This is a genomic window from Bradyrhizobium sp. Rc3b, assembly GCF_900114915.1.
In the GTDB taxonomy this organism is placed as follows: Bacteria; Pseudomonadota; Alphaproteobacteria; order Rhizobiales; family Xanthobacteraceae; genus Bradyrhizobium.
Genome location: NZ_FOUS01000017.1, coordinates 27,607 through 50,142, shown reverse-complemented (window position 1 = coordinate 50,142; position 22,536 = coordinate 27,607). Strand labels below are relative to the sequence as shown.

General features: G+C 57.1%; 16 protein-coding genes. 10 read left to right on the top strand and 6 right to left on the bottom strand.

Annotated elements, in window-relative coordinates; translation table 11 throughout:
- Positions 1-41 precede the first annotated feature (41 nt).
- From BM190_RS32220 to BM190_RS32180, 9 genes are all read left to right on the top strand, one after another.
- Complete coding sequence (locus tag BM190_RS32220) at positions 42-659, top strand: hypothetical protein (protein ID WP_092261664.1); 618 nt, start codon at positions 42-44, stop codon at positions 657-659.
- 267 nt (positions 660-926) lie between these two features.
- Positions 927-3,188 (top strand): polysaccharide biosynthesis tyrosine autokinase, encoded by a 2,262-nt coding sequence (locus BM190_RS32215; RefSeq protein WP_092261663.1) that lies wholly within the window; start codon positions 927-929, stop codon positions 3,186-3,188.
- Between the two features lie 25 nt (positions 3,189-3,213).
- The gene (locus BM190_RS32210; protein ID WP_143109120.1) at positions 3,214-3,945 is read left to right on the top strand and encodes a hypothetical protein; all 732 of its coding nucleotides are present in this window, start codon (positions 3,214-3,216) and stop codon (positions 3,943-3,945) included.
- Positions 3,946-4,259: 314 nt separating this feature from the next.
- Positions 4,260-5,306 (top strand): glycosyltransferase family 2 protein, encoded by a 1,047-nt coding sequence (locus tag BM190_RS32205; protein ID WP_092261661.1) that lies wholly within the window; start codon positions 4,260-4,262, stop codon positions 5,304-5,306.
- Positions 5,307-5,342: 36 nt separating this feature from the next.
- Entirely contained in the window at positions 5,343-6,635 is a 1,293-nt protein-coding gene (locus BM190_RS32200) for a cellulase family glycosylhydrolase (protein WP_092261660.1), read from the top strand.
- Entirely contained in the window at positions 6,625-8,100 is a 1,476-nt protein-coding gene (locus BM190_RS32195) for an O-antigen ligase family protein (RefSeq protein WP_177237421.1), read from the top strand. Before BM190_RS32200 ends, BM190_RS32195 begins: the two co-directional genes overlap by 11 nt.
- A 128-nt stretch (positions 8,101-8,228) precedes the next feature.
- A complete protein-coding gene (locus tag BM190_RS32190) occupies positions 8,229-9,572 on the top strand; it encodes a lipopolysaccharide biosynthesis protein (protein WP_143109119.1) in 1,344 nt (447 codons plus the stop codon).
- Position 9,573: 1 nt separating this feature from the next.
- Positions 9,574-10,782 carry a glycosyltransferase gene (locus tag BM190_RS32185; RefSeq protein ID WP_143109118.1) on the top strand — a complete coding sequence of 403 codons (1,209 nt, stop codon included), beginning with the start codon at positions 9,574-9,576 and terminating at the stop codon, positions 10,780-10,782.
- A 299-nt stretch (positions 10,783-11,081) separates the two neighbouring features.
- Positions 11,082-13,208, top strand: a complete 2,127-nt coding sequence (locus tag BM190_RS32180; protein WP_143109117.1) for an Ig-like domain-containing protein — start codon at positions 11,082-11,084, stop codon at positions 13,206-13,208.
- A 117-nt stretch (positions 13,209-13,325) separates the two neighbouring features.
- Here the strand turns inward: BM190_RS32180 and BM190_RS32175 are convergent, their stop codons facing one another.
- The 3 genes from BM190_RS32175 to BM190_RS32165 all read right to left on the bottom strand — a co-directional run bounded on the left by BM190_RS32175 (position 13,326) and on the right by BM190_RS32165 (position 17,782).
- Positions 13,326-14,885 carry a hypothetical protein gene (locus tag BM190_RS32175; RefSeq protein WP_143109116.1) on the bottom strand — a complete coding sequence of 520 codons (1,560 nt, stop codon included), beginning with the start codon at positions 14,883-14,885 and terminating at the stop codon, positions 13,326-13,328.
- Between the two features lie 462 nt (positions 14,886-15,347).
- A complete protein-coding gene (locus tag BM190_RS32170) occupies positions 15,348-16,310 on the bottom strand; it encodes an NAD-dependent epimerase/dehydratase family protein (protein ID WP_092261654.1) in 963 nt (320 codons plus the stop codon).
- A 29-nt stretch (positions 16,311-16,339) separates the two neighbouring features.
- Positions 16,340-17,782: an undecaprenyl-phosphate glucose phosphotransferase gene (locus BM190_RS32165; RefSeq protein WP_244550785.1), complete on the bottom strand. Its 1,443-nt coding sequence runs from the start codon at positions 17,780-17,782 to the stop codon at positions 16,340-16,342.
- Between the two features lie 302 nt (positions 17,783-18,084).
- On the opposite strand from BM190_RS32165, the gene BM190_RS32160 reads away from it, so the two are divergent.
- On the top strand, positions 18,085-19,086 hold the full coding sequence (locus tag BM190_RS32160) for an ABC transporter substrate-binding protein (RefSeq protein WP_256375078.1): 1,002 nt from the start codon (positions 18,085-18,087) through the stop codon (positions 19,084-19,086).
- Between the two features lie 658 nt (positions 19,087-19,744).
- Here BM190_RS32160 and fcl read toward each other — a convergent pair.
- From fcl to BM190_RS32140, 3 genes are all read right to left on the bottom strand, one after another.
- Positions 19,745-20,686: a GDP-L-fucose synthase gene (fcl, locus tag BM190_RS32150; protein WP_018317090.1), complete on the bottom strand. Its 942-nt coding sequence runs from the start codon at positions 20,684-20,686 to the stop codon at positions 19,745-19,747.
- The gene (gene gmd, locus BM190_RS32145) at positions 20,667-21,752 is read right to left on the bottom strand and encodes a GDP-mannose 4,6-dehydratase (RefSeq protein ID WP_018317091.1); all 1,086 of its coding nucleotides are present in this window, start codon (positions 21,750-21,752) and stop codon (positions 20,667-20,669) included. Before gmd ends, fcl begins: the two co-directional genes overlap by 20 nt.
- 206 nt (positions 21,753-21,958) lie before the next feature.
- The gene (locus BM190_RS32140) at positions 21,959-22,525 is read right to left on the bottom strand and encodes a transglutaminase-like cysteine peptidase (protein WP_092261651.1); all 567 of its coding nucleotides are present in this window, start codon (positions 22,523-22,525) and stop codon (positions 21,959-21,961) included.
- Positions 22,526-22,536: the final 11 nt, after the last annotated feature.

Sequence of the window (22,536 nt, the reverse complement as noted above, 5' to 3'; positions counted from 1 at the left end):
AGGAAGCACATCGGGGCAGCTGATTTTTTGGAGGTTGATTTATGAACGTTATCAGGATTGCGCTTCGCTTGGCTGCCGCCGCGGCCCTCGCCGCGACGATCTCGTCGGTTGCCAGCGCCGCCATTTACCCGCCGCAGCGCCAGCTGCCGGCCACCGTCATTTCCGAGTTCAAGGCGGCGCCCAACAGTCTGCTGCAGCAATACCCGACCGGCGGCCCGCAGCTGATCTCGCGCGTGCGCGATCTCGGCGCCTCCGACCCGACCACGCTTCCCGGCCTGATCGCGCTTCTAAAGGATCCCGCGACCACGAAGGACCAGATGCGCGCCATCGTCGCCGGCCTCGCCCAAGTCGCTCGCATGGCCGCGCAGCAGGATCAGGCCTATGGCAATGAGATCCAGAGCGCGATCGCCGGCACCGGCAATCCCGATGTGATCGTCGCCTATCAGGCCGCCACCGGCGACGTCGCAATCGCCGCGACCGGCGGCGGCGCGGGTGGCGGCGGCACCGGCGCAGGCGGGCCGACGAGTAATAGCGGCTTTGCCAACGGCGGCGGTGGCGGGGGGGTCGTCAGGTTCGGCAACAACACCACGAACAACAACGCGCCCAACGGCGGCAACGCCGGCGTCGGCAGCGCCGGCAACAGCGTCAGCGCGCGCTGACCGAAATCGGCCCTTCGGCCGGGCCCATGAGGCCTCACGGCAGCGGCGCCACCGGGCGCCGCTTTGCGTTTGCGCCGTTAAGCTTTCTGCAAAAAGTCGCGCAAGGCGCGCTGTGCACGGCATTCACTGCGTTCAATTGCAGGCGGGTTTGTGTTAGTTTTCAGGGCAGCGCGGGTTTTGGCATCGGGTTTGCTCCGGATGCCATTAGGCTTTTGGCCAGCATTGATCCCAAGAACACACATTCGATCCATTTTCAGGAATCTATAGATGTTACAGGTGAACAAGCCGGCCGCGGAGATCAATCGCGAATTCGTTGAGATGCAAGGTTCACAGTCCGAATCGCTCGCCTCGTATCTCAGCATTATCCGCCGGCAGTTCCCGACGATAATCGCAATCCTGTCGGCCTGCGTGATCGTTGCGCTGTTGTATCTCTTTACTGCTGCCCCGCAATACACCTCGACCGCGTCGATGGTGATCGACACGCGGAAGGTGCAGCTGTTCCAGCAGCAGTCGGTGCTTGGGGACGTCGCAGTCGATTCCGCGACCGTGGAAACGCAGGTCGAAATCCTGAAATCCGAAAACATCAGCCTTGCGGTCATCCGCGACCTTCACCTGATCGACGATCCCGAATTCACCGGTACTGGTGGCGCCCTGCTTGGCGCCCTTGCTAGGCTGGTTTCCTCGAGCAGCCCAGCTTCCGAATTCGAATTGACCCGAAAGGCACTGGAGGAGTTCGCTAGGAATCGAGTCATCAAGCGTCTTGGCACCACCTACGTGATGGAGATTGGCTTCACCTCGCGCGATCCAGCGAAAGCGGCGAGGATCGCCAATGCTATCGCGGACGCCTATATCGTGGACCAGCTCGAGGCGAAGTACCAGGCGACCCGCCGCGCCAGTGTCTGGCTGCAGGATCGCATAAAGGAGCTGCGTGCCCAGGCGACCGGTGCGCAGAAGGCGGTGGTCGATTTCAAGATTGCGAACCACATCGTCAATACCGGCGGACGACTGATGAACGAGCAGCAACTCGCCGAAGTGAACAGCCAGCTCGTGCTGGCGCATGCGGCGACCGCAGAAACTAAGGCGCGGCTTGACCGCATGACCAGCATCCTCAAGCAGGAGATCCCGGATGCCTCTGTTGCCGATGCGCTGAAGAACGAGACGATCGTAAAGTTGCGCGCTCAATATGTCGACATGGCCTCCAAAGAGGCCATTTGGGCGTCGAAGTATGGCTACGACCATCTCGCCGCTGTAAACCTTCGGCGGCAGATGGACGAGATCAGAAAGAACATCACCGACGAGCTCAAGCGCATCCAGGAATCGTACAAGAGCGACTATGATATCGCAGCCACCCGTGAGGAGAGCATCAAGACGAGCCTGAATGCGGCTGTCTCTGAATCACAGCTCACCAACCAGGCGCAGATCCAGTTGCGCGAGCTCGAGAGCACCGCCCAATCCTACCAAGCGATGTACGACAATTTTCTGCAGCGCTATATGGAAAGCGTGCAGCAGCAGTCCTTCCCGATCACTGAAGCGCGTGTTATCAGCGCGGCGACGATGCCGTTGAAGAAGAGTTATCCGAAGCCTCTGGTCGTTTTGGCGGTAGGACTCTTCAGTGGCCTCATGCTGAGCTTTGGCGTCGCCATGGCTCGCGAGCTCACCGACCGCGTCTTCCGTACGACCCAGCAAGTCGAAGAAATCCTGGGCACAAGCTGCCTCGCGATCCTCCCCACGGTGGGCAGCTCCGCCGCACGGCCGCTGTCGCTGCTTCCTGGCTCGCTTGCGGACAGGTTTACCGACAAGTCAGGCAGCCCCGATCCGGACCTCTTGCGCTATGTCGTCGAAAATCCTCTGTCCCGCTACTCCGAGGCCGTGCGAACCCTCAAGGTAGCCATGGATCTCAACTCAATGTTGCGAGAGAATCGGGTGCTGGCAGTCACCTCAACTCTTCCGAACGAGGGAAAGAGCACGCTTTCCGCGAACCTCGCCCAGCTCATGGCACACGGTGGCGCCCGAGTGATTCTGATCGATGCTGACCTGCGCAACCCCTCACTGTCGCGCGCGCTGGTGCCGGACGCGCGCGTCGGCTTGGTCGATGTTGTCGCGCAGAGTGCGCGGCTGGAGGATACGTTAGTAATCGATCCTGAGACCAAGCTCTCGATACTGCCGGCGGCTACGCCCTCGAAGCTCCTACACACAAACGAGATCCTCGCGTCTAAAGCGATGCACAATCTTGTCACGTTGTTGCGCTCGAAATTCGAGTACGTTGTGCTGGACATGCCGCCAATGGCGCCTGTGGTCGACGCGCGTGTCACCTCGACCTTCGTCGATTCTTACTTATATGTGGTAGAGTGGGGAAAGACGAATACAGACGTGGCGCGCCACAATCTGCGCGCGGCGCCGGAAATCCACGGCAAGCTGTTGGGAGCCGTCCTGAACAAGGCCGAGACAAGGCTACTTGCGCGCTACGAAGCCTATTATGGTCGCCAATACTACCAGAAATACTACGCAAGGTATGGGTACGTGGACTAACTGTCGCGCAGTGCCGAAGGCATTCGTGCGTGTGATGCTGCTGTTTGTGGCGCTTTTCGGTACGCTCTGGCCGATGGCAGCCGTTCCTTCCTTCTGGTTGACGGCACCTATCCGCGAGGCGTCGCTACAGATCATGGCCGACGGCCGGTTCAGGCCTGGTGTTTTGGCGGACATGCTGATCCGCTTGAATGCGAATTCCCGACCGGTTGTAGTGCAACCTGAGCTTCGATCTGCACTCGCACTGGTAACGCTGCGAACCGCCGAAGAAGCGATGCACCGAAAGAAAACTGACGAGGGCGATCGCGCAATGGAAGCGAGCGAGGGCGAATTGCGGTCGGCGCTACAGGTCACCCCAACTGACTCATTTCTTTGGCTGATGCTCTATTCGGTTGTGACGAGGCGCAGTGGATTCGACTTTGACAACATCAGGTATCTGGAACGGTCCTATGCGTCGGGACCGAACGAAGGCTGGGTCGTGCTCCGGCGCAATCAGTTGGCGCTTGCGGTCTTCTCGGTGCTAAGCAAATCTCGTCAACAAGAGGTCGTCGCTGAATTTGCAGCTCTCATCAATAGCGGTTTCATTGAGGAAGCCGCCATCAATTTGACCGGCGTAGGTTGGGTTGAACGCGAGCGCTTGTTGGAGAACCTGAAGAAATTGGATGTTGCGTCACGCGAAATCTTCGCCAAGAGATTGGCGCGCGACGGAGTGAGGGTGAGTATACCTGGGATTGAGCAGGACGAGAGATACTTGCGCTAAGGATCAGTACGTTGCGACATTCAGTCACGCGCACTTGCCGAATGGTCTGGTCCAGTGCGCCAGCATTAATGATTAAACGAATGCACCTAGGTCGACCTATGGACAACTACCGGCGAGGCGGGATAGGCAACGCGGCGAATACTGGAAGGTCAATTGATATCACATGCTTCGTGATCAGAGGGAAGTTCGGGTATTCTCGTCACCCTGAGCGCGTGCTCAACCGTCGGGTAGTGCTTGTAAAATCGTAATTGGCCAGCAGATAATTTGCCTAGCGGGCCCTCACGCCTACAGTTTACCGATTTTAACGGGGTCATATGAATAAGCTCCATCCTGAACTCGTTCGGCAAGATCGAAGAGACATCCCCGACGATAGAAGTGAAATCCGCCTCTTCGCGGTGCTGCGCGATGAAATGTTACGCCTGCCCTACTTTCTAAACTATTATCGCCAACTCGGGGTATCCCGATTCTTTGTAATCGACAATGGATCCAACGATGGGTCGGGGCAGTTTTTGCTCGATCAATCAGATTGTCACGTGTTTTTCACGGAAGGGTCGTACGGAAAGAGTCGCGCAGGTGTTAATTGGCTGAACTCGTTGCTGGATGCTTATGGCACATCACACTGGATTCTTCTCGCTGACGCCGACGAATTGTTTGTCTTTCCCGCTTGTGAAAATGTAGAACTGCCGAAATTTTGCAACTGGCTGGATCAGCTCGGTTATGAGGCGGTGTACGCACTTCTCCTCGACATGTACAGCTCGCTCCCTATCCGAGAGGTCAACTATCGGCAAGGCGAAGACTTTAGAGCGACATGCCCTTACCATGACAGCAGCTATGTTGTCGTGCGCCGATACGGCTTCCCGTCTGCTTTCCCGCCCTTCGAGCACATTGGTGGGCCGCGTCTGCGCCTTTGTTTTGGAGATCAGAATACGCCTGCGATCTGGCCTCGTCTGAAGCCAAAATTGGCGAGGCGAGCCTTAGCGATCGCGCACAAGGCTGGATTTTTCCGTCAAAAACGAGCTCAGGTCGTCGCAACGCAGGCATATAAGGTTCCGTTGGTCAAATGGCGAAGCGGAAACGCGTTTGTTAATAGCCATCGGCTTAACGCCGTTAAGCTTTCGCCCGTTACAGGCGCTCTGCTGCACTTCAAGTATTTTCAGGACTTCGGCAAACGCATCGAAGATTCTCTTGCACACGGAGAACACTACGGCGGCGCAATAGAATACCGCCGGTACGGTGAACTCCTGGCAGCAAATCCTAATTTGTCGCTCCTAGGCCCGGAAAGTGTTCGTTACACCTCAAGTCGCGAGTTGGTTGACAGCGGCTTGATCCGAACAGACAGTCGTTGGATGTCGATCGTTTGAGGTTGTCAGCATTCGTCGCTAGCCGAGCATCCGATAATGGTCGAAACTCCTCACAAAAGCCGCTTCGCCCCGCGCAAGAGGTTGTTGCGCAGAAGCAGATGGCTGCTGCAGCTTTTTCTGCTGCTCTTTCAGTTAGTGGCGTCGAATCGGGGTGTGATGGCCAATGGCCTTCCCTCAGGCTTGGGTGTTCACGTGCAGGTATGGCAGATTGACACTGCCGACTTGGAACGAATCCGAAATTTTGGTTTCAGCTTTGTACGATGGGGTATGTCGTGGGAAGCAATCGAGAAAGATCCAGGAGAGTTCGACTGGGCAACGACAGACGCATTTTTCAAGAAGGTCAGACACTCGGGTCTTTCCTCCATTGTGATTCTAGCGACTGGAAACCATTTTTATAGCCGCTGGCTAGAACTGCCGGCAGATCCGGGCGTGCGAGAGAGGAAAGTTGCGGCACCACCAGAGAGTGAGGCTGCGATGGCGGCCTTCAGCCGCTTCGCTGCCGCTGCCGCGAAGCGGTACGCTGACGAGTCGGTTACGTGGGAGGTCTGGAATGAGCCGGACTTGCCCATATTCTGGCCGCCCAAACCAAAGCCAGATGCCTACGCGGAACTCGCCGCAATGACTTGCAGCGCAATCAAGATGGCTGCTCCAAAGGCAATGGTGCTTGCGCCGGCAACTGCCAGCCTGCCGATCCGGGCGCCCGCACTCTATGGGACTCTGGCGAAGACCGAGGCGGCAGGGTGTCTCGATGGCTTGAGTATGCATAGTTATCGCATAAGCGGCGGGCGACGGCCGGATCCGGAGAGCGTGGAAGCTGAGAACCTGGCCAGTCGCGCACTACTTGAGCGCCTGTCCGGTCGATGGCGTGACGTGCCCATGCTGTGCACTGAATGGGGTTATCCCACTTCGGCCGTTGGCCGTGCAACCCAGCGAGCATATTTGGCTCGCGCCTATCTTGCGAACGTCGCCAGTGGCGTTCAGGCAACCGTATGGTACGAATGGAAGGACTCAAGGGACGAGCCTGCCAATCCCGAGTCTCATTTTGGACTTCAGACGGCGCAGGGTATTTTCAAGGTTGAGCTGGATGACGGATTAGTTCGGCGATTAACGAGTATGAGGTTCGTTCGCCGACTGCAAGCCGTGGACCCTCAGGTGCAGCTCCTTTTGTTCGAGGAAGGGAAAACAAGTCAGATCGTTGCCTGGCTAAGGTCCGACTCTGCTCGAACCGCCGTTGCCAAAATAGCCGGAAAGGCGGTCGTCCTAAGCAACTACCCTGTGATCGTCCCTGGCGACCGGGCCGAAGATGACGGACATGGTCATGCGCGTTAAACTGGCTGACTCGATATTCGCGTTGGCCGTGATCGCGATTCCCTTCGACGCGATCGCAGGATTTAAATCCTTCGGAGAACTCGGCAACGAGAGTTCTTTCTATTTCTTTGCGTTGGCCATGGGGCTGTATGGGATCAACGCTGCCGGCGCTAGCGTAGCTGGTGAGCTTGTCGAGCGGCTAGGCGGGCCCCTTTTCTGGCGAACCGGTGCCGCCATCGTAATCGTAATAGCGATTTCGGCCCTCTGGAATGCGACTGAAATCAGCGCGGCGAGGTTTCATGGTCGCGATGGGCTTGCGAAATTGGTCACCTCCGCGACCGTGGTAATCTACGGCTTAGCCCTCGCATTGTTGACTCGTGCAGTGGTTTTGGGGCGATGGTATGTGCGCCTGATACTGCCCATTTGTATCAGCGCGGCACTATGCGTCGGCTTCGGCTTGCTCGAGGCTCTCGATCGAGTTGGGATGAGTCTTCCACTCTATCAAACTGTGAACTCCTTGCTCCACGCGGGCTCGGATCATACTGTTCAATCGTGGGACGGCACCTTGAATTTGAGGCTTATCGAGGGATGGGATAAACGCCTTCGTACCGTTTCGTTCGAGCCTCCATCATTCGGGAACTTTTCCGGACTTGCATGGCCTTGGCTTTTCGCTGCAATATTCATAACTCGGGGCATTAGGAAGGCCCTCCATATTTTCTTGCTCTTGGCTTTCACAGCCTTGATTGTTGGTTCTCAGGCCCGGACGGGATGGTTGCTCTTGGCAACCAACGTTGTCGCTTTCGGTCTCCTGAAATTTCTGTTCCTGCCCCCGGATGGACGCGTACCGAAGTCGGCGACCTTCATTGGGGCACTACTGCTGTTTGCAGTGGTTGCAGTGATCATATTTTACGCGGCGAGCTTCGACGAGGTGATTCGCGAGGCCGTTGTGGGGACTTCTGTTTCCGATCTGTCGCGTTTGGCCTATCAAGTTACGTCGATTAGAATGTTTTCTGAGTACCCGATATTGGGGGTTGGGTTGGGTCAGTTCGCCTTCAAGGCTAGCTCGTATATGCCGGACTGGGGGTTCCTAAGTTCCGAGGTCAAGGCGTCCCTCCGATTTACCGACGCGCCCTGGCCTAACACGTACTCGCTTTACGCCAGGCTTGCCGCTGAACTCGGCTTGATCGGCCTTTTCGGATGGATCTCAATCTGGATCGCGCTTATCGTTTCGGTGCGCGGGGCGGGGTTGATCTACGCGAATTTGGGTCGGAATGTGCCGGTGGTTGCATACCCGATCATCATGAGCTGTGCCGATGTTATCGTAACCGGGCTCACCACTGATACCTTTCGAACCCCGATGATCTGGATCACCCTGGGCGCAGGCGCAGCCTTTAGTGCACGGGTGGGGCAACTTGCTGGCGCCCCCCTCCGACCATCCACACGTCCAATTCCGAGCCAGACCTATCTCACGTCCTCGCGCAGCTGATCGGGAAAATGGGATGGCACTAGCCTATCACAGTAACCGATTCCGTAGAGGATCTGAGACTCATTGGCTGACGCATGGTCTGAACCTGATGCGGGTAAGCTGGCTCAGGGCAGTAGTCGGATTATGCCTTGTATTCGGTTGCAACTCCCGTGAATGAGCGCGCGGAAGTTTGGAGCAGATTGCGATCGCATCCATTGTTTGGCGCCGCGGCTGGGTTGGCAGCGCGGGTCATTCAAATGGGATCCACGCTGGCTCTCGTGCCGATCCTGCTGAGTCACCTGGGCTCCGAGCAATTCGCCGTGTGGCTCGCCGCGAGTTCCTTGATGGGCGCTTTTTCCTTTATCGATTTGGGAATTGGATCGGGTCTAGTCAATCACATCGCAGTCTCGAAGGGAGCCTACAATACCGCGCGAACATACCTTTCAAATGCGCTTGTGGCTCTTACGTTGTTCTCAGTCGTCAGTACGACGGTGGTATGTCTGACGTTCTTTTCGAATCGGACGGGTAGTAGCTTCGTTCATGTTCAAGGTACTGGAGCTTGGGAAGCATTCTTTATGACGTGTCTGACACTTTGTATCGTGTCGCCGCTGAGCCTTGTTTGGAAAACCAGACTTGGTCTAGGTGAAACCGCAATTCAAAGCATTTGGGACGCATTTGCCTCCCTTGCCACGTTTTGCGCGATCGTTGTCAGCCTCCAGTTCAATGCAGGTATCGTCGCCGTAGTGGCTTCTTTCTGCGCGGTGCCTCTAGTCGTTCATTGCCTTAACGGCACTCTATTGCTTCGGCGGCGCCCCGACCTGAAGCCGCGTCTTTCGCTGGCAAGTGCGGGGAAGCTGGCAACAGTGCTGAAATCCGGCGCTCCGTTCCTGCTCGTAAACGCGATCAACGCCATCAGCTTTTCCTTCGATTCTGTCTTGGCACTACATCTCTTGGATGCCGAACAGGCGGCGCGATTCGGGGTTGCGCAGAAAATGGCGATCGCGGTCCAGACGTTGCTTTCGATTGGCCTGACTCCGTTTTGGCCTCAGTTCCGAGCTGCAACCGCGGAGCAAAATGCGCGCGGCGCGTGTGGACTTTTGGTCTCCGCTTTTTCATTGGCCTTGCTTATAGCGGGTTCTGTCTCGACGGTGACCCTCCTGTTTGGAGATGATGTCACGCGTTTTTGGACGCGTGGCAGGATATCGCTTCCAAATGACCTGATCATTGGTGTTGCGATCTGGATTCCGGTTTTCGCCGTTAACGCGGTGCTCACGTCACTCATGAGCGTGCCATCGCTGCTGCCTATGCAACTGAAACTGGCGAGTTTGTCTGGGATAAGCTGTTTTGTAGCTAAGGTCGCTTTGGCAAAAACGTTGGGGGGAGTTGGGCTGTTCTGGGGAAATAGCTTCGGCCTGTGTGCCTTCTTTATAGTTCCTGCTTCTTTTGTTATCGCGCGCGACCTTCTCAGGATGCAACGGCGTAAAGGCGGTTAAAGTGTCAAAATCAGACAATCTTAACTTGAAGGTCGCGCACTTCACCGAAGCGCCGTTGGGAGGGGTTCTTGCGCATTTGCAGGAATTGATTGCGGAGCAAATCAGAGATTCTGCAATTTCTCAAATTGTGGTCTTCGGTCCCGATATAAATGACGAGGCTCTATCAAAGCTGGCTCATCCAAAGCTTGTCATCAAGTCGTATCCATACGTTGGGCGATCGATACGGTCTCTGATCAGAGTCCCCTTTGCCGCCGGGGCGCTGATCCAACGCTTTAAGCCCGATGTCGTTCATGTCCACTCTACGTTTGCTGGACTTCTTGTGCGTCCAGTTGCTTTCCTGCCGAAGCGCCGTCCAATCATTGTGTATTGTCCTCATGGTTGGGCGTTCCTGCGGGACACAAAGGCGAACCGGCTATATGCGTGGCTTGAGGCGGCATTGTCGCGCTTGTGCGACGGTGTCGTATGCGTATCTTCCTCCGAGCGCGAAGCGGCTGCTTCAGCCGGCATTCCTGTTTCAAAATGTGTTGTGATTCTAAATGGCATCGCGGACGAGGCGATGCCGTCAGCGAACTCGGCGTCAGGCCTTGAGAGGCCGGTCAAAATTCTTTTCGTGGGTCGTTTCGATCGACAAAAGGGATTTGACGTGTTTCTCGACGTCATGTCCGAGCTTGGCAACTTGGCTCAGGGCTTTGCGATCGGTGACTTTGTTACCGATGCCACTACCGCTCTAGAAATTCCCGAGAATGTCGAACTCCTCGGTTGGAGAACTCGGTCACAGGTCGAGGAGAGTTTGGCAACGGCTGACCTGCTCCTGATGCCTTCTCGCTGGGAGGGATTGCCCATGATCGCGATCGAAGCGATGCGAGCGGGCCTTCCGATATTCTCCTCCTCAGTAGGAGGACTTCCGGAGCTTGTTGAGGATGGAGCGACCGGACGGCTCCTGAAGAGCTTGCGACCGCTGGATATCGCGAATGCGATACGTGCCACTAGCGCTGAGGAATTGCGAAGCTTCGCTCAAAACGCTCATCATCGGTTTAGAATGCACTACACGGCCAGATCAATGGCTGACCGGACAAAGCAACTCTATTTGGATCTCCTGGGAACTCGTGATTTTTACTCGCAAGAAGCCGTGACTACATCTCGAAGTAAGGCAGAAGGCTCGGGAAGCATCCTGCATCGCTCCCTCGATGGGACGGACCGCAGCCCGTAGAAAGCTCAAGCTCGCGCGCGCCCACGCCGCGCTACTCGTCCGACGCAGACCGAACCTCAAACTGGATTAAGCCCAGAGCAAGGTTAACGAAAAAACTCCGGGCCCTTGCGAGCGCGCAATGCCTTCTGATTTCATTAAGGAGCGAGCCGGCGCGCGCGAGCAGAGCAAATCGAGAAGCCGCGGGCGAATGATTGCGAAACGTCCATTAAGCACATCAGTTAAAGAGCGCTCGGTTTCCTTAAACTAAAATGCGCTTCGGCCATCTACGGTGGGCGCGTCCAGTTTGAGGAGCGCCAGAGATGTCCAGTTCAGCTTCCACTGCGGATTATGCAGTCAATTCCGCAACGAGCGTGACAAGCTTTATCGATTCGATCGGCATCGCCACTCACCTTGCGTCGTACGATCCGACTCACATCCTGAGCGAGTTATCCTATCTTGGCATTTCGAATGTCCGTGACGGCATCCCGCCCGCCACCGCGCTTTCGACGTATATCGCGCTGGCCGAGACCGGAGTCCGTTTTGTTCTTCTCGAGTCAAATTCCTTCTACGCGGATCAGGCGAGCCAGGTGAATGCGGCAGCCGACCTTGTACGCGCAGATGCTCTCGAAATGGCCGTGCCCGGCAGCATCATTGCGCTGGAAGGGTCGAATGAATACACGACCAACACTTACTATCTCAACGGAATTTCCTCTCACGGGAATCTGAGCTGGGGCGCGGCCGACGACGCCGCGTTGCAGGCGGCGATGCGAGCAGATCCGCTGATGGCCGGCGTCAGCGTGATCGCCGCCTCCGAGTGCAGCACACTCGCGATCCCTTCCTTTGGGACATTTGCAGACGCCTCCAACGTCCATGTCTATGGAGGCATCGGCCAGCAGTTGCAGGACGGTATCAATGCCTGGGTCGCAGCCGCTCAGGCGTCCAATCCCGGCAAACCCGTCTACATCACTGAAACCGGCGTCTCCAGTTCGGGCTTCAACACATCGACCTGGGGCGGAGGCGTGGCTGATGCCTACACCCAGGGCATCATCGACACCAACGCGCTGCTGGACGGTTACAAGGCGGGAGCCGCCATCACCTTCCTGTATGAGCTAATGGATGAGCCTAACGCGTCGAGTGACCAAGAGCAGCACTTCGGCCTCTTCAACGCTGACGGGACTCCGAAACCCGCCGCCGTAGACATTAGCAACCTGACGCATATTCTCGAAGACAAAGGTCCGCCGCTCACATCGCCTGGAACTCTTGCCTATAACATCTACGGTCTGCCGAGCACTGCGTCGTCGATGCTGTTGGAAAAGTCGAGCGGTGCTTTCGACATCGTTCTCTGGAATGGCAATGCCACACTTTACAACGGCACCAGCGTCGTGACGCCGCCAACATCGGAAGTAACGATCAGCTTGCCTAGCGCGGTCTCAAGCATCAAGATTTTCGACCCCATTAAAGGGACTACCGCCATTCAGACCGTTTCCAACGTGAGCAGCATAACCGTTGGCTTATCGGCCGATCCGATCATCATCGAGATCGAGCAATCTACCACGGTACCGCCCGCTCCGCCGGCTGCGCCCGAGGCTCTGAGTGATGCCAGCATCGTGAACGGATACGTCAATGCGGTGCACAACACGGCGCAACAGGCTATTACCGGGATCGCCCAAGCTGGCGCCGTGGTGACAGTTTACGACAATTCGCTCGCCTTGGGTTCTATCGCTGCGGATGCCAATGGTGCCTGGAGCTTTGTCTTGGGCGCATTGCCGGACGGTTCTCACCAAATGACGGCCGTCGCCTCGAATGGATCCGGCCAAATGAGCGCGGCCAGCGCCGCTCTCAACTTCATAGTTGACACCATTGCACCGGTCCCGGGTATCGTCAACGTTGTGCCGACCGGGTCGAACTCGGTCACGATCAGCGGCATCAGCACAACCGACTCGACCATTTCGCTGTACGACAACGGGAAGCTGATAGGGACGACCTTCTCCTCGAATGGCTCGTGGAGCTTGACAAGCCAGCTGTCCAAGTCGGCTGTACACAGCTTGACAGAGACCGCGACAGACGCAGCCGGAAACACAGGGAGCGCTCCTGGCGTTACTCTTTACTCTAACCAGGCCAACCAGACTCTAACTGGCGGAGCGGGCGCCGACGTGCTAATCGGCCGTGGCGGGGACAAACTGACCGGCGGCGCCGGGGCAGACACTTTCGTCTTCAACCCGGGTTTTGGTAAGCAGGTTATCAACGACTTCACTCCAAGCACCGCCACAATGCAGGGTGACCACATCGACATCAGCCGCGCGATGGTTCCGGATTTCGCCCACTTGCTAGCCGACGCCCAACAGGTGGGAAGCAGCGTGGTCATTACCATCGACAAGTCGGACGTCCTGACCTTGAATCACGTCGCGCTGTCGAACCTTCATACGTCCGACTTCAGCTTCATCTGACGCTTTGGGTGATCGGCGGTGCGCCAACGGCTAGATCCGGTGGGGCGAACGGAGGCCAAGCCAAGGCCATCTACTCTTCAGAGCTAACGTTTTTGGCTGAGGGACTGCTAGGTTCGTTCAAAGGCGTTTGTTGCTTGGATAAAGGGGCGATCGCCTGATCGGTGCAAGAACCGCAAGTAGAAGCGAAGCAATCGGGCCCGGAAAGCTGCGGGCTATCGATCCTTCGATCCACTCAGATACAACTGTGTTATTCTTGCTTGTGAGGGCCAAGGGCAACTGGTCGAGTCGAAGGCGAGGAGCGATTTCCGAAAACTCACGATGAAACTGGCTGGGTGCGTGGGGGAACGAGCCCATCGCCTCAGCTTCTTTCCGAGTCGGGTGACTAATGAAGGCACGAAGAACGAGAAAGGAGGCTTCTGTCAGGTCTGAGCCCAATTCCAAGATGTTCTGACCCGCTATGCCCAAATTAGCCAATACTTCGTCTGTGAATGCCTTAATGATATCGTGCTGTAGCCCAACTCCCCAGACGCTCGCCGGATCATTCTCCGCGTACGGAGCACGGACTGGCCGGGCGGTGCCATTTGCTTCTCTCTCATGGGAAATGGTCGTCCCGTGCTGCGCGGCGCAGATCGCTTCGAACAGTGAGGCGCGTATAAAGGGAGCCAGCGATGCTGCGCGCCCCTCGTTGACATAGGACTCAAGAGTGCCCACGCCGGCGGGGCGGCTGAGCAGCCGGTAATAAAACCCGTGAACGCGGTTGACGAAAGTTGGATCATGCGACTGTACTGCAGCGTATAGAGACCGCTGTAGACCGCCTTTCCAGCCCAAATCGACGATGCCGATCTTTTCCTCGGTGAAGAATCCTTCCTGCCTTAGATAATCGACGAGCACCGCTCGTTGACGTGTTGCGTTCCTGATCACATGTTCCAGATGGCCGGATCGCAATGTGGATGCAAGATCGGAGATTTGTTGAGCCGTTAGCTTGGCCAAGGGGGATTTGAAGCCAGCATCGGCCAGCAGCTTCAGAGCAGAAGGATCACCGCTCAGACCAAGCCTCGATAAAATTTCGCCGACGGTTTGATCGGTGTGAAACCCCAGTGACTTGATGTCGTCCTCGGAAAGGTCCTGGATTCCGGGAAGGTGCAAGCTTTGACGAGAAACAAACAAATATCTTGCGTCTAGGTCCAATCCAGAGTGTCTTATGATCTTACGAGCCATCTTCAGTAAGATCTGGCCGTCACGCGCAAGAAAATACAGTCTTTTGACGCCGCTCGCTTGTGCACGCGCTAATATCCAAACCACGTATGCGAGAAGCATCACGGCGCTAACACCCGCGGATACTTCGGCAATAGTACGTTGTTGCGAAGTGACGGGGTCGCTCCTTGCTCTGGCTGCGCGCGCACTCTCGGCCAAGGCAGATCGCACGATCTTCGGTTTGATAGAATCTGCCTGGGCAAGCAGACGTTCGAAACGAGTGAGATGCTCGTCGTGGCAACAAACAGATGAGCAGTCCCACCCGCCGGCCTGGACAACGTCCGCAAAAAAACTGTCGTCGATTTGCAAATGATTACCCGAGTTTTTTGTTCTACAGCAGCCGGAGGAGGCCATCGCTGCGGCTCGCCTCAAACAAGTTGGACCGTGATGAATTCGCTCGTCTGAACAAAGCTCGTTACTCATGCTTCGTTACTCATGCTTCGTTACTCATGCGAGAAGAGAGGATGCGGTAACCTTCGGTCGATATCAGAGGCGCAACTCACCGTATAATCGGGTTTCGCAGGCTAAGTGTCTTTGCTCTTTGTGTTGCGATGTTCCAAGCGTGTGAAGTGGCAGGGTGAATGTTTTTGTCATCGTGAAGCATGGCCTTCGGCCTATGGATAAGTGAATTCCGGGTCGACCGACCGCAATTCATCCATGAATAGCTTGCTCCCGCGCCGCTTTCAAAGAGCCGCTGCGCGTAACGACGAGAGTGCGTCAGCAACGCTCAAACACCTGCCTCTGTCAAATTACTAGTCGCAAACGTAAACACCGAACGCGCTAAACACAAAAGATGCGCCCCCCATCAACCGACCTCTCGATCATCAAAAGCTTGACCGCGCTGTTCACCTGTCCGAACAATTCACACAGACCCATGTCGCGGCACTAGGTGAAGCATCCAGACGAATCGTTTCGCCAACGCAAGAGGGCTGATTGGAGTTGCCCGAGTGGCGCTTGACCCTTGGATTGCAGCCAACCAGGAACGACATTGGTAGACTTGACGAGCTTCATCACGCGATCAGGATGAATGCCAACGCCGACCGCCGAGAACGGCTTGAGAATCGCCGCCGCAGCTTTCACCGCAGCTTCGGGAAGCAGAAGCTCTCGCGCATTCGGAAAGTGAGTAGTCCGGAATGCTGTAACGATGTCCTCAATCGTATAGCGATCTGGGTAACACGCATTGAACAAGACGAAACGCTCCGGGCACGAACGAGCAAATTCGATGGCATTGATCAGGTCTTCGACATAGAAGCAGCCCTTGATCGTGTCGCGCCGGCCCGGATAAACAAAAAAGCCCTTCTGCAGTAGAGTAGCGAGCCGAGTAAAATTCCCGTTTTCTCCTACTCCGAAAACGACTGCTGGTCGAGTGATGACTAGCTTTCGATCATCGCGTTCTGTCATCCATCCTCGAAACACCTGTTCAGCTAGGAATTTCGACCTGCCGTAACTGGAGCTCGGCGCAGGGGGAGTGTCTTCCAGCTTGGTATCTTCACCAGGGCCGTACACGGAGATCGAACTTGTGAAGACGATCTGCGGCACGTGATTGCGTCTGGCCAGTGCAGCGATCTCTACAGCTCCGCCGACGTTTGTCTCATAATATTCGTGGTCGGGGTGCCCAGGCGTACGGTGTATTGCGGCAAGGTTGTAGATGGTTGTTATCTCGCCGGACGTGTCAAAGTTGCTGAGGTTGCGTACATCGCCGATCTTGTACTCGACGCCAGAGACAGGCGCAGCAGGCGCTCGCAAGTCGACGCTCACAATTGTGGCTGTGGAGGTCCGTCGTAACCGACGCAGCAGATGGGTTCCGACGAAACCGGAGCCGCCAAAGATCAAAATGCTTTTTTCCATTAGTCCCTCAGCCTCGAAATCTCTTGTTTTCAATATGCATTCGGATCGCGCAAACTTGTGGCTACAGTCAGAAGTAGGATCTTAAGATCAAGTCTGACGGTCCAGTTATTGATATACCAGATGTCGAGCTCGACTCGCTTCTGCATAAGCTCGATCGCGCGGATTTCTCCGCGGTAACCATTAACTTGCGCCCAACCGGTGATGCCGGGCTTGACGTGGTGGCGGAAGGCGTAGTTGCCGATGATCTGCTCATATTCGGTGTTGTGGGCGGCCGCGTGCGGGCGGGGGCCGACCAGCGACATGTCGCCCTTGAGCACGTTGAAGAGCTGCGGCAGCTCATCGATCGAGGTCTTACGTAGCCATTTGCCAATCAGCGTGACACGAGGGTCGTTCTTCTGCGCCTGCGTGATGGTCGGGCCGTCCTCGAGCACGCGCATGGTGCGGAATTTGAATATCCTGAACGCGCGCCCGCCGAAGCCGTGGCGGGTCTGGCGGAAGAACACGGAGCCCTTCGAGGTCAGCTTGATCAAGATCGCGGTCACCAGCATCACCGGCGCGAACACCAGCAACCCAAGGCTCGCGCCGATGACGTCGAGCGTGCGCTTGAGCGCGCGCTCGCTAGGGGCCAGCGGGGCGCGACGCAGTTCAGCGGTGAAGATGTTGCCGGTGCCGAAGAGCGGATAGCGCAAAAAGCGCGCCGTGGTCGCGTCCGGCACCAGATGCACCGGGAGCGGCAGGATCTTCAGTGCGTCCAGAATGCTGTCGATCGCATGCTGCCGGCTCCAGTTCATCAGCAGGAAGATGTGCTCGATCCGGTTCTCACGCGCATAGGCGATGAGCTCTTCGAAGCGCGGTGCGAGCGAGGAGAGCAATAGCGGTGACGCCAGCTGCCTTGCAGGAATCTCCATGATTCGCATCAAGCGATAGCCGTGCTGGCCGAGGTCGTCGATCGCGTTGGACGAGGTGGCAAGGCCGAACTCGGCGATCATAATCGCCCTCCCGTTGGCGAAGGCGCCGGTGCGCAAGGAATTCGCAGTCCACCGCGCCGCCACGGTCTTCCAGGCGACCAGGGCGGCAAGGCCGACCAGGTAGAACGAGATCGTGCTTCCTCGGGAGAACTCCTCGCTGACCTTCATTGTGAAGGCGATCGCTAGCAGCGCACCGAACAGAGCGGTCCACGTCGCGGTTGTCATTCGCAATGTGCGTGGCAGGTCCGTGATGGTTCGGAGTCGATAGCCCTGCTGCACTACGTTCAGAAGAACAAAATTGACTGCAACCAAGACACTAGCCGCCGCATACACGTCTGCTTTGCCGACGAGGCCCGCGGTCGACAACAGATAGCCGACCGCGCAGCCAATCCCACTGACCACGATCAACGCTGCATCAACTACGGCCATTGAGCGTTCAACAACCTCAGGGCGCAGCCAGCTTGGCGAAAAGCTTGTAGATGTTGAAGCAGTTTGCTCGGCCACGGGAATTCCCGTCGCAGAATCAGGAACGGGCAGTGGTCGAGTAGTAATAATTGTCATCCTGCGAAATCCATTGACGCGAAATTTATTACCCGAATAAGCCGTGCTATCGGTCAAAAGCGCTGTTAAAACAAGGTGAAGGAAAAATTAACCTTACCCCCAAGGCGGATTGTAGCTCATCTCGCCTCAAGTGATATGTCAAATTTATAGACCGTTAGGAGTTCTTGTTGCCAACCCAGGACCGGAAGCGGACCCGACGGAGAGGGAGGCGGTACCTTGCTACTGGTCTTGCGGCCATCGCTTTGGTGGGTATCCTGCTTCTCCTTCTTCGTCCTGAAGCGACCCCCATACGAACGCCGACAGCTTCTAAAGCTGTGCCAGTCAAGCTCCTCCTTGACGGGCGATATAGTGCTCGGTTTGCCGGCGAACTCGCTGCATCGAGGGGGGGCTATTTTTCCTCCCGCGTTGAGGTCTTGGCTCAGCCCGAAGACCCTGACTTCGTCCAAACCATTGCACGCCAAAGTGCCATCGGCGTGACGAGCGGTCAGAACTTCCTACTGGCAAGCTGGCGCGGCGTGCCCGTAACTGCCTTCGCTGCAAGCTTGCTTGATACCTCGGCCGCGATCTTCACGCTCGAAAGCTCAGGCTTGCGGCAGCCGGGGGATCTGATCGGAAAAAGAATTGGATACCGTAGAGCGAGTGAGGGGGGCGTCGTTTTCGACGCCATGCTGGCGCAGCTCGGGCTTCCCCGAAGCCATATAACCGAGGTCCGAGACCGCGATAGCTTCGAAGCACTGCGGGCCGGGGAGGTGGACGCGATCGTTGCTGCTATTGACGAGCAGCCCGATCCCTCCAGCTCGACCTTCGTGAAGCTGAACGTCATCAAACCGCAGGACTACGGCATCCATGTCCCCGGCCAAGTCTATTTTGCGAGCAATGATCTCATCCTCGACCAGCCGTCCGTGATTGCCGATGTCCTCCAGGGCCTCATTCGAGGTTGGCAATTCGTTTATGCCGACTATGCAAAGAGCGTGCCCGTTCTCGCTGGCACCGGCCCGGCCGGCCTGAACTCCGAGCGGCTGAGATACGACCTACAGCTGCAGCGCGAGCTAGTGTTGCCGACGGGCGGCCGCATTGGCGATTACGACGAAAGTCGCTGGCGGACGCTGCGGGATATCCTCATTTTTGCGAAGCTCGGCGAGGAAGATGTGCCTATGGCTCAGACGGTCAACTACCGGTTCTTGCGGGATGCGTACCGCCGTTCACCTGACCTAGCCGCCCCCGGCGTCTTGGGCGTTGAGAAATAGGACCGAGAAGCCACACTTCTGCGCCATATTGACTAAGAATGGGCTTCCCCCCCGGGCATCGGTTGCTTTTCGGCCCGTGGCCTTGGTACATCTGGTTCACTCTTTCGGCCAGTCGCGGCGTGGCTCCGTGACGTTGGGGCTGTGGGATTTGGCGACGGCTGAAATCTGCCGGGGCGAGGAGCTTTTGGGATGCTTAAGACATCGATGCGAGCTGGACTATTGGCCGCGACCGTTTCCCTATGCGCAGCGAGCGGAGCAAGCGCTGCGATGCAAATGCCAGCGCCGGCCGCCCTGCTCACGGGCCAGAGCCAAGTGACGCCTGTTACGTTCTGGGCGCAGCCGTATCCCTACCGGTATGTGCCGTGGCGCCGCTGCCCGTTGGTGCGGGTCGAGACGCCCTATGGCTGGTACATGGACCGGGTTTGCGCGCCTGTCGGCCCGGTCCTGCGCCGCGCGTACTGAGCTGCCGTCGATAGTCGTTTCTTCGAAACTTCCTGGGACGGTCGTGCGGTTTATGCGACTGCTCTATAAGTGCAAACGTACTCAATATATCCTCGCTGAGGAGGGTTCGCATCGCGTTGCTGGAGGCTGCTGCTTTCGTAGGCTTCTCGCCCATCAGGCTTATCTTTGGCCAGGAGCGGCCTGTATTTTTCACGTCTCATGCGCCTGCTAAGTAACTCTTATAGGCTAATCTCATTCCATCGCTGAGTGGCGTTGCCGCGCGCCAGCCCAGTCGAGCAAGTCGGCTGACGTCGAGCAGCTTGCGGGGCGTTCCATCCGGACGGGAAGTGTCGAAAGTGATTCTTCCAACGTATCCGACGATGTCGGCCACAAGCTGTGCAAATTCGGCAATAGTGATGTCCTCGCCGGTTCCGATGTTGATCAGTTCCGAACTTGAATATGTCCTCATCAGATGCACGCAAGCATCCGCCATGTCGTCGACATAAAGGAATTCGCGCCGCGGTGCGCCGGTGCCCCAAACCGCCACGCTCGTTGCGCCTGTGATCTTCGCCTCGTGGAAGCGGCGGATTAGGGCGGCAACCACATGACTGTGCTCGGGATGATAGTTGTCGCCCGGGCCGTAGAGATTGGTCGGCATCACGCTGATGAAGTCGCATCCGTGCTGGCTGCGATAGGCCTCCGCCATCTTGATGCCCGCGATCTTGGCGATCGCGTACGGCTCATTGGTGGGTTCCAGCGGACCAGATAACACTGCATCCTCGCGGAGCGGCTGAGGCGCCAGCTTCGGATAGATGCAGGAGGAGCCTAGAAACATCAGTTTCTCTGCGCCGCTTAGGTGCGCAGCATGGATCACATTACTGGCTATCGCGATGTTGTCGTAGATGAACTCAGCGCGCAACGTGTTGTTCGCGACGATGCCGCCGACTTTTGCAGCGGCGAGAAATACGACTTGCGGTCGTGTTCTGGAGAACCAGTCGAATACGGCGGCCTGGTTGCAGAGATCGACCTGATTCCGCTCCACCGTGACGATCTTCACGTCCTCACGCGCCAAGCGGCGTATGATCGCGCTGCCAACCATGCCATGATGGCCAGCGACATAAACGCTCTTACCTTTGAGTTCAAACGGTATGCTTGCCACTTCCGGCGTCCCGCATTGCTTCAGCTAGATCGCTCGCTACCATTTCTTCTACGAGCTGGGCAAAGGTTCGCTTTGGCCTCCAGCCTAGCACCTGCCGTGCCTTGCTGGCGTCGCCGATGAGCAAATCGACCTCGGTTGGCCGAAAATAGGTGGGGTCGATCCGCACCAGAGTCTTGCCGTTTTTGCTATCAACGCCCGTTTCGTCGACTCCTTGGCCGCGCCATTCGATGCGTCTCCCAACTTGCGCGAAGGCGAGTTCGACCATCTCTCGGACCGAGCGGGTCTCGCCGGTGGCGAGCACGAAATCGCCAGGCTTGTCCGCCTGGAGGATCATGTGCATACCCTCAACGTAGTCCCGGGCGTGCCCCCAGTCGCGTTTCGCCGAAAGATTGCCGAGATAGAGCGTATCCTCAAGCCCGACCTCGATGCGAGCGACGCCACGGGTGATCTTGCGAGTTACAAAGGTCTCGCCGCGGATCGGACTCTCATGGTTGAAAAGGATGCCGTTGCTCGCGAACATGCCATAGGCTTCGCGATAGTTTACCGTGATCCAATAGCCGTAGAGCTTGGCGACGCCGTAGGGCGAGCGAGGGTAGAACGGCGTGGTCTCCTTTTGCGGGATCTCCTGCACCAGTCCGTAGAGCTCGGATGTCGAGGCTTGGTAGAACCGCGTCTCCTTCTCCATGCCGAGAACTCGGATTGCTTCCAGGAGGCGCAGCACGCCGATCGCGTCGGCGTTGGCGGTGTATTCCGGGCTCTCGAAGCTGACCGCGACATGGCTTTGGGCGGCGAGATTATAGATCTCCGTCGGTCGGATCTGCTGCACTAGGCGGATCAGGTTGGTCGAATCCGTCATGTCGCCATAGTGCATCAGGAACGGCACGTTCCCGAGATGCGGGTCCTGGTACAGATGATCGACACGCGCGGTGTTGAACGAGGACGAGCGCCGCTTGATCCCGTGAACGATGTAGCCAAGCGAAAGCAAATGCTCGGCCAGATAAGCTCCGTCCTGGCCCGTTACGCCCGTTATCAGGGCGATCCGCTGCTTAAGTCGATGGCTTGTCAATTTGGCCTCAGAATGGGAATAAAAAGTCCTTCGCCGTTCCTGGACTTGCCGGTCTGGCGCCTCAAGTTGAGCGGTATAGAGAATTAACAATAGCGCGGCAATCGAGCTTTAACTAGCTGATTTTGTTGAATTTCGTGTCCGCAGGCGCCGCATCACACCCGCGGGTATCTTTACCCAATCAACTGCCGATGAGCATGCACTCAGAGCTAAAAGGCGGTGACTTCCCGCGTCCACCGCTGCGGATCCGTGCCTGACTCCGCCCGCACGATTCTGAATCGATCCAAGGCATCGACAAGCGCTGCCACCACCGGGCTCAGATTGTCGAGCACGAGAACCGCCCTGCCCTCCCGCACAAGCAGCACAAGGTGGTGTTCTCCGGTTGCTCGGATGATGACTTCTGCAAGAAGGAGGGCCGAGCTGGGCCAGCCGGACCGTAGCAGCAGATGGCGCTTGGTGACGGCGTAGTCGCCGCAATTGCCTTCGTAAGGGAATATCTGCCACTCCGTGTCACGCCGGCTTGCGACCGGATCTTTCGGCGCTATGCCGAAATTGACCATTGAATTGATATGAGCAAGTTCTCGCCAACGTTGAATTGAGGAGCGGAAATCTCGGATCCTGCGATCATCGTGATGCTGGCAATCCTCAGGATACTGAATGCAGAACTGTGAAAATGACAGCGGTGGCGTCACCGCTTGGGATTCGTAGTTCGAATAGGCGGGCTGGCCGCAAACGCAATACAACATGGCCAGCATGCGGGCCGCATGCCTGATCATCGAAAGTTCGC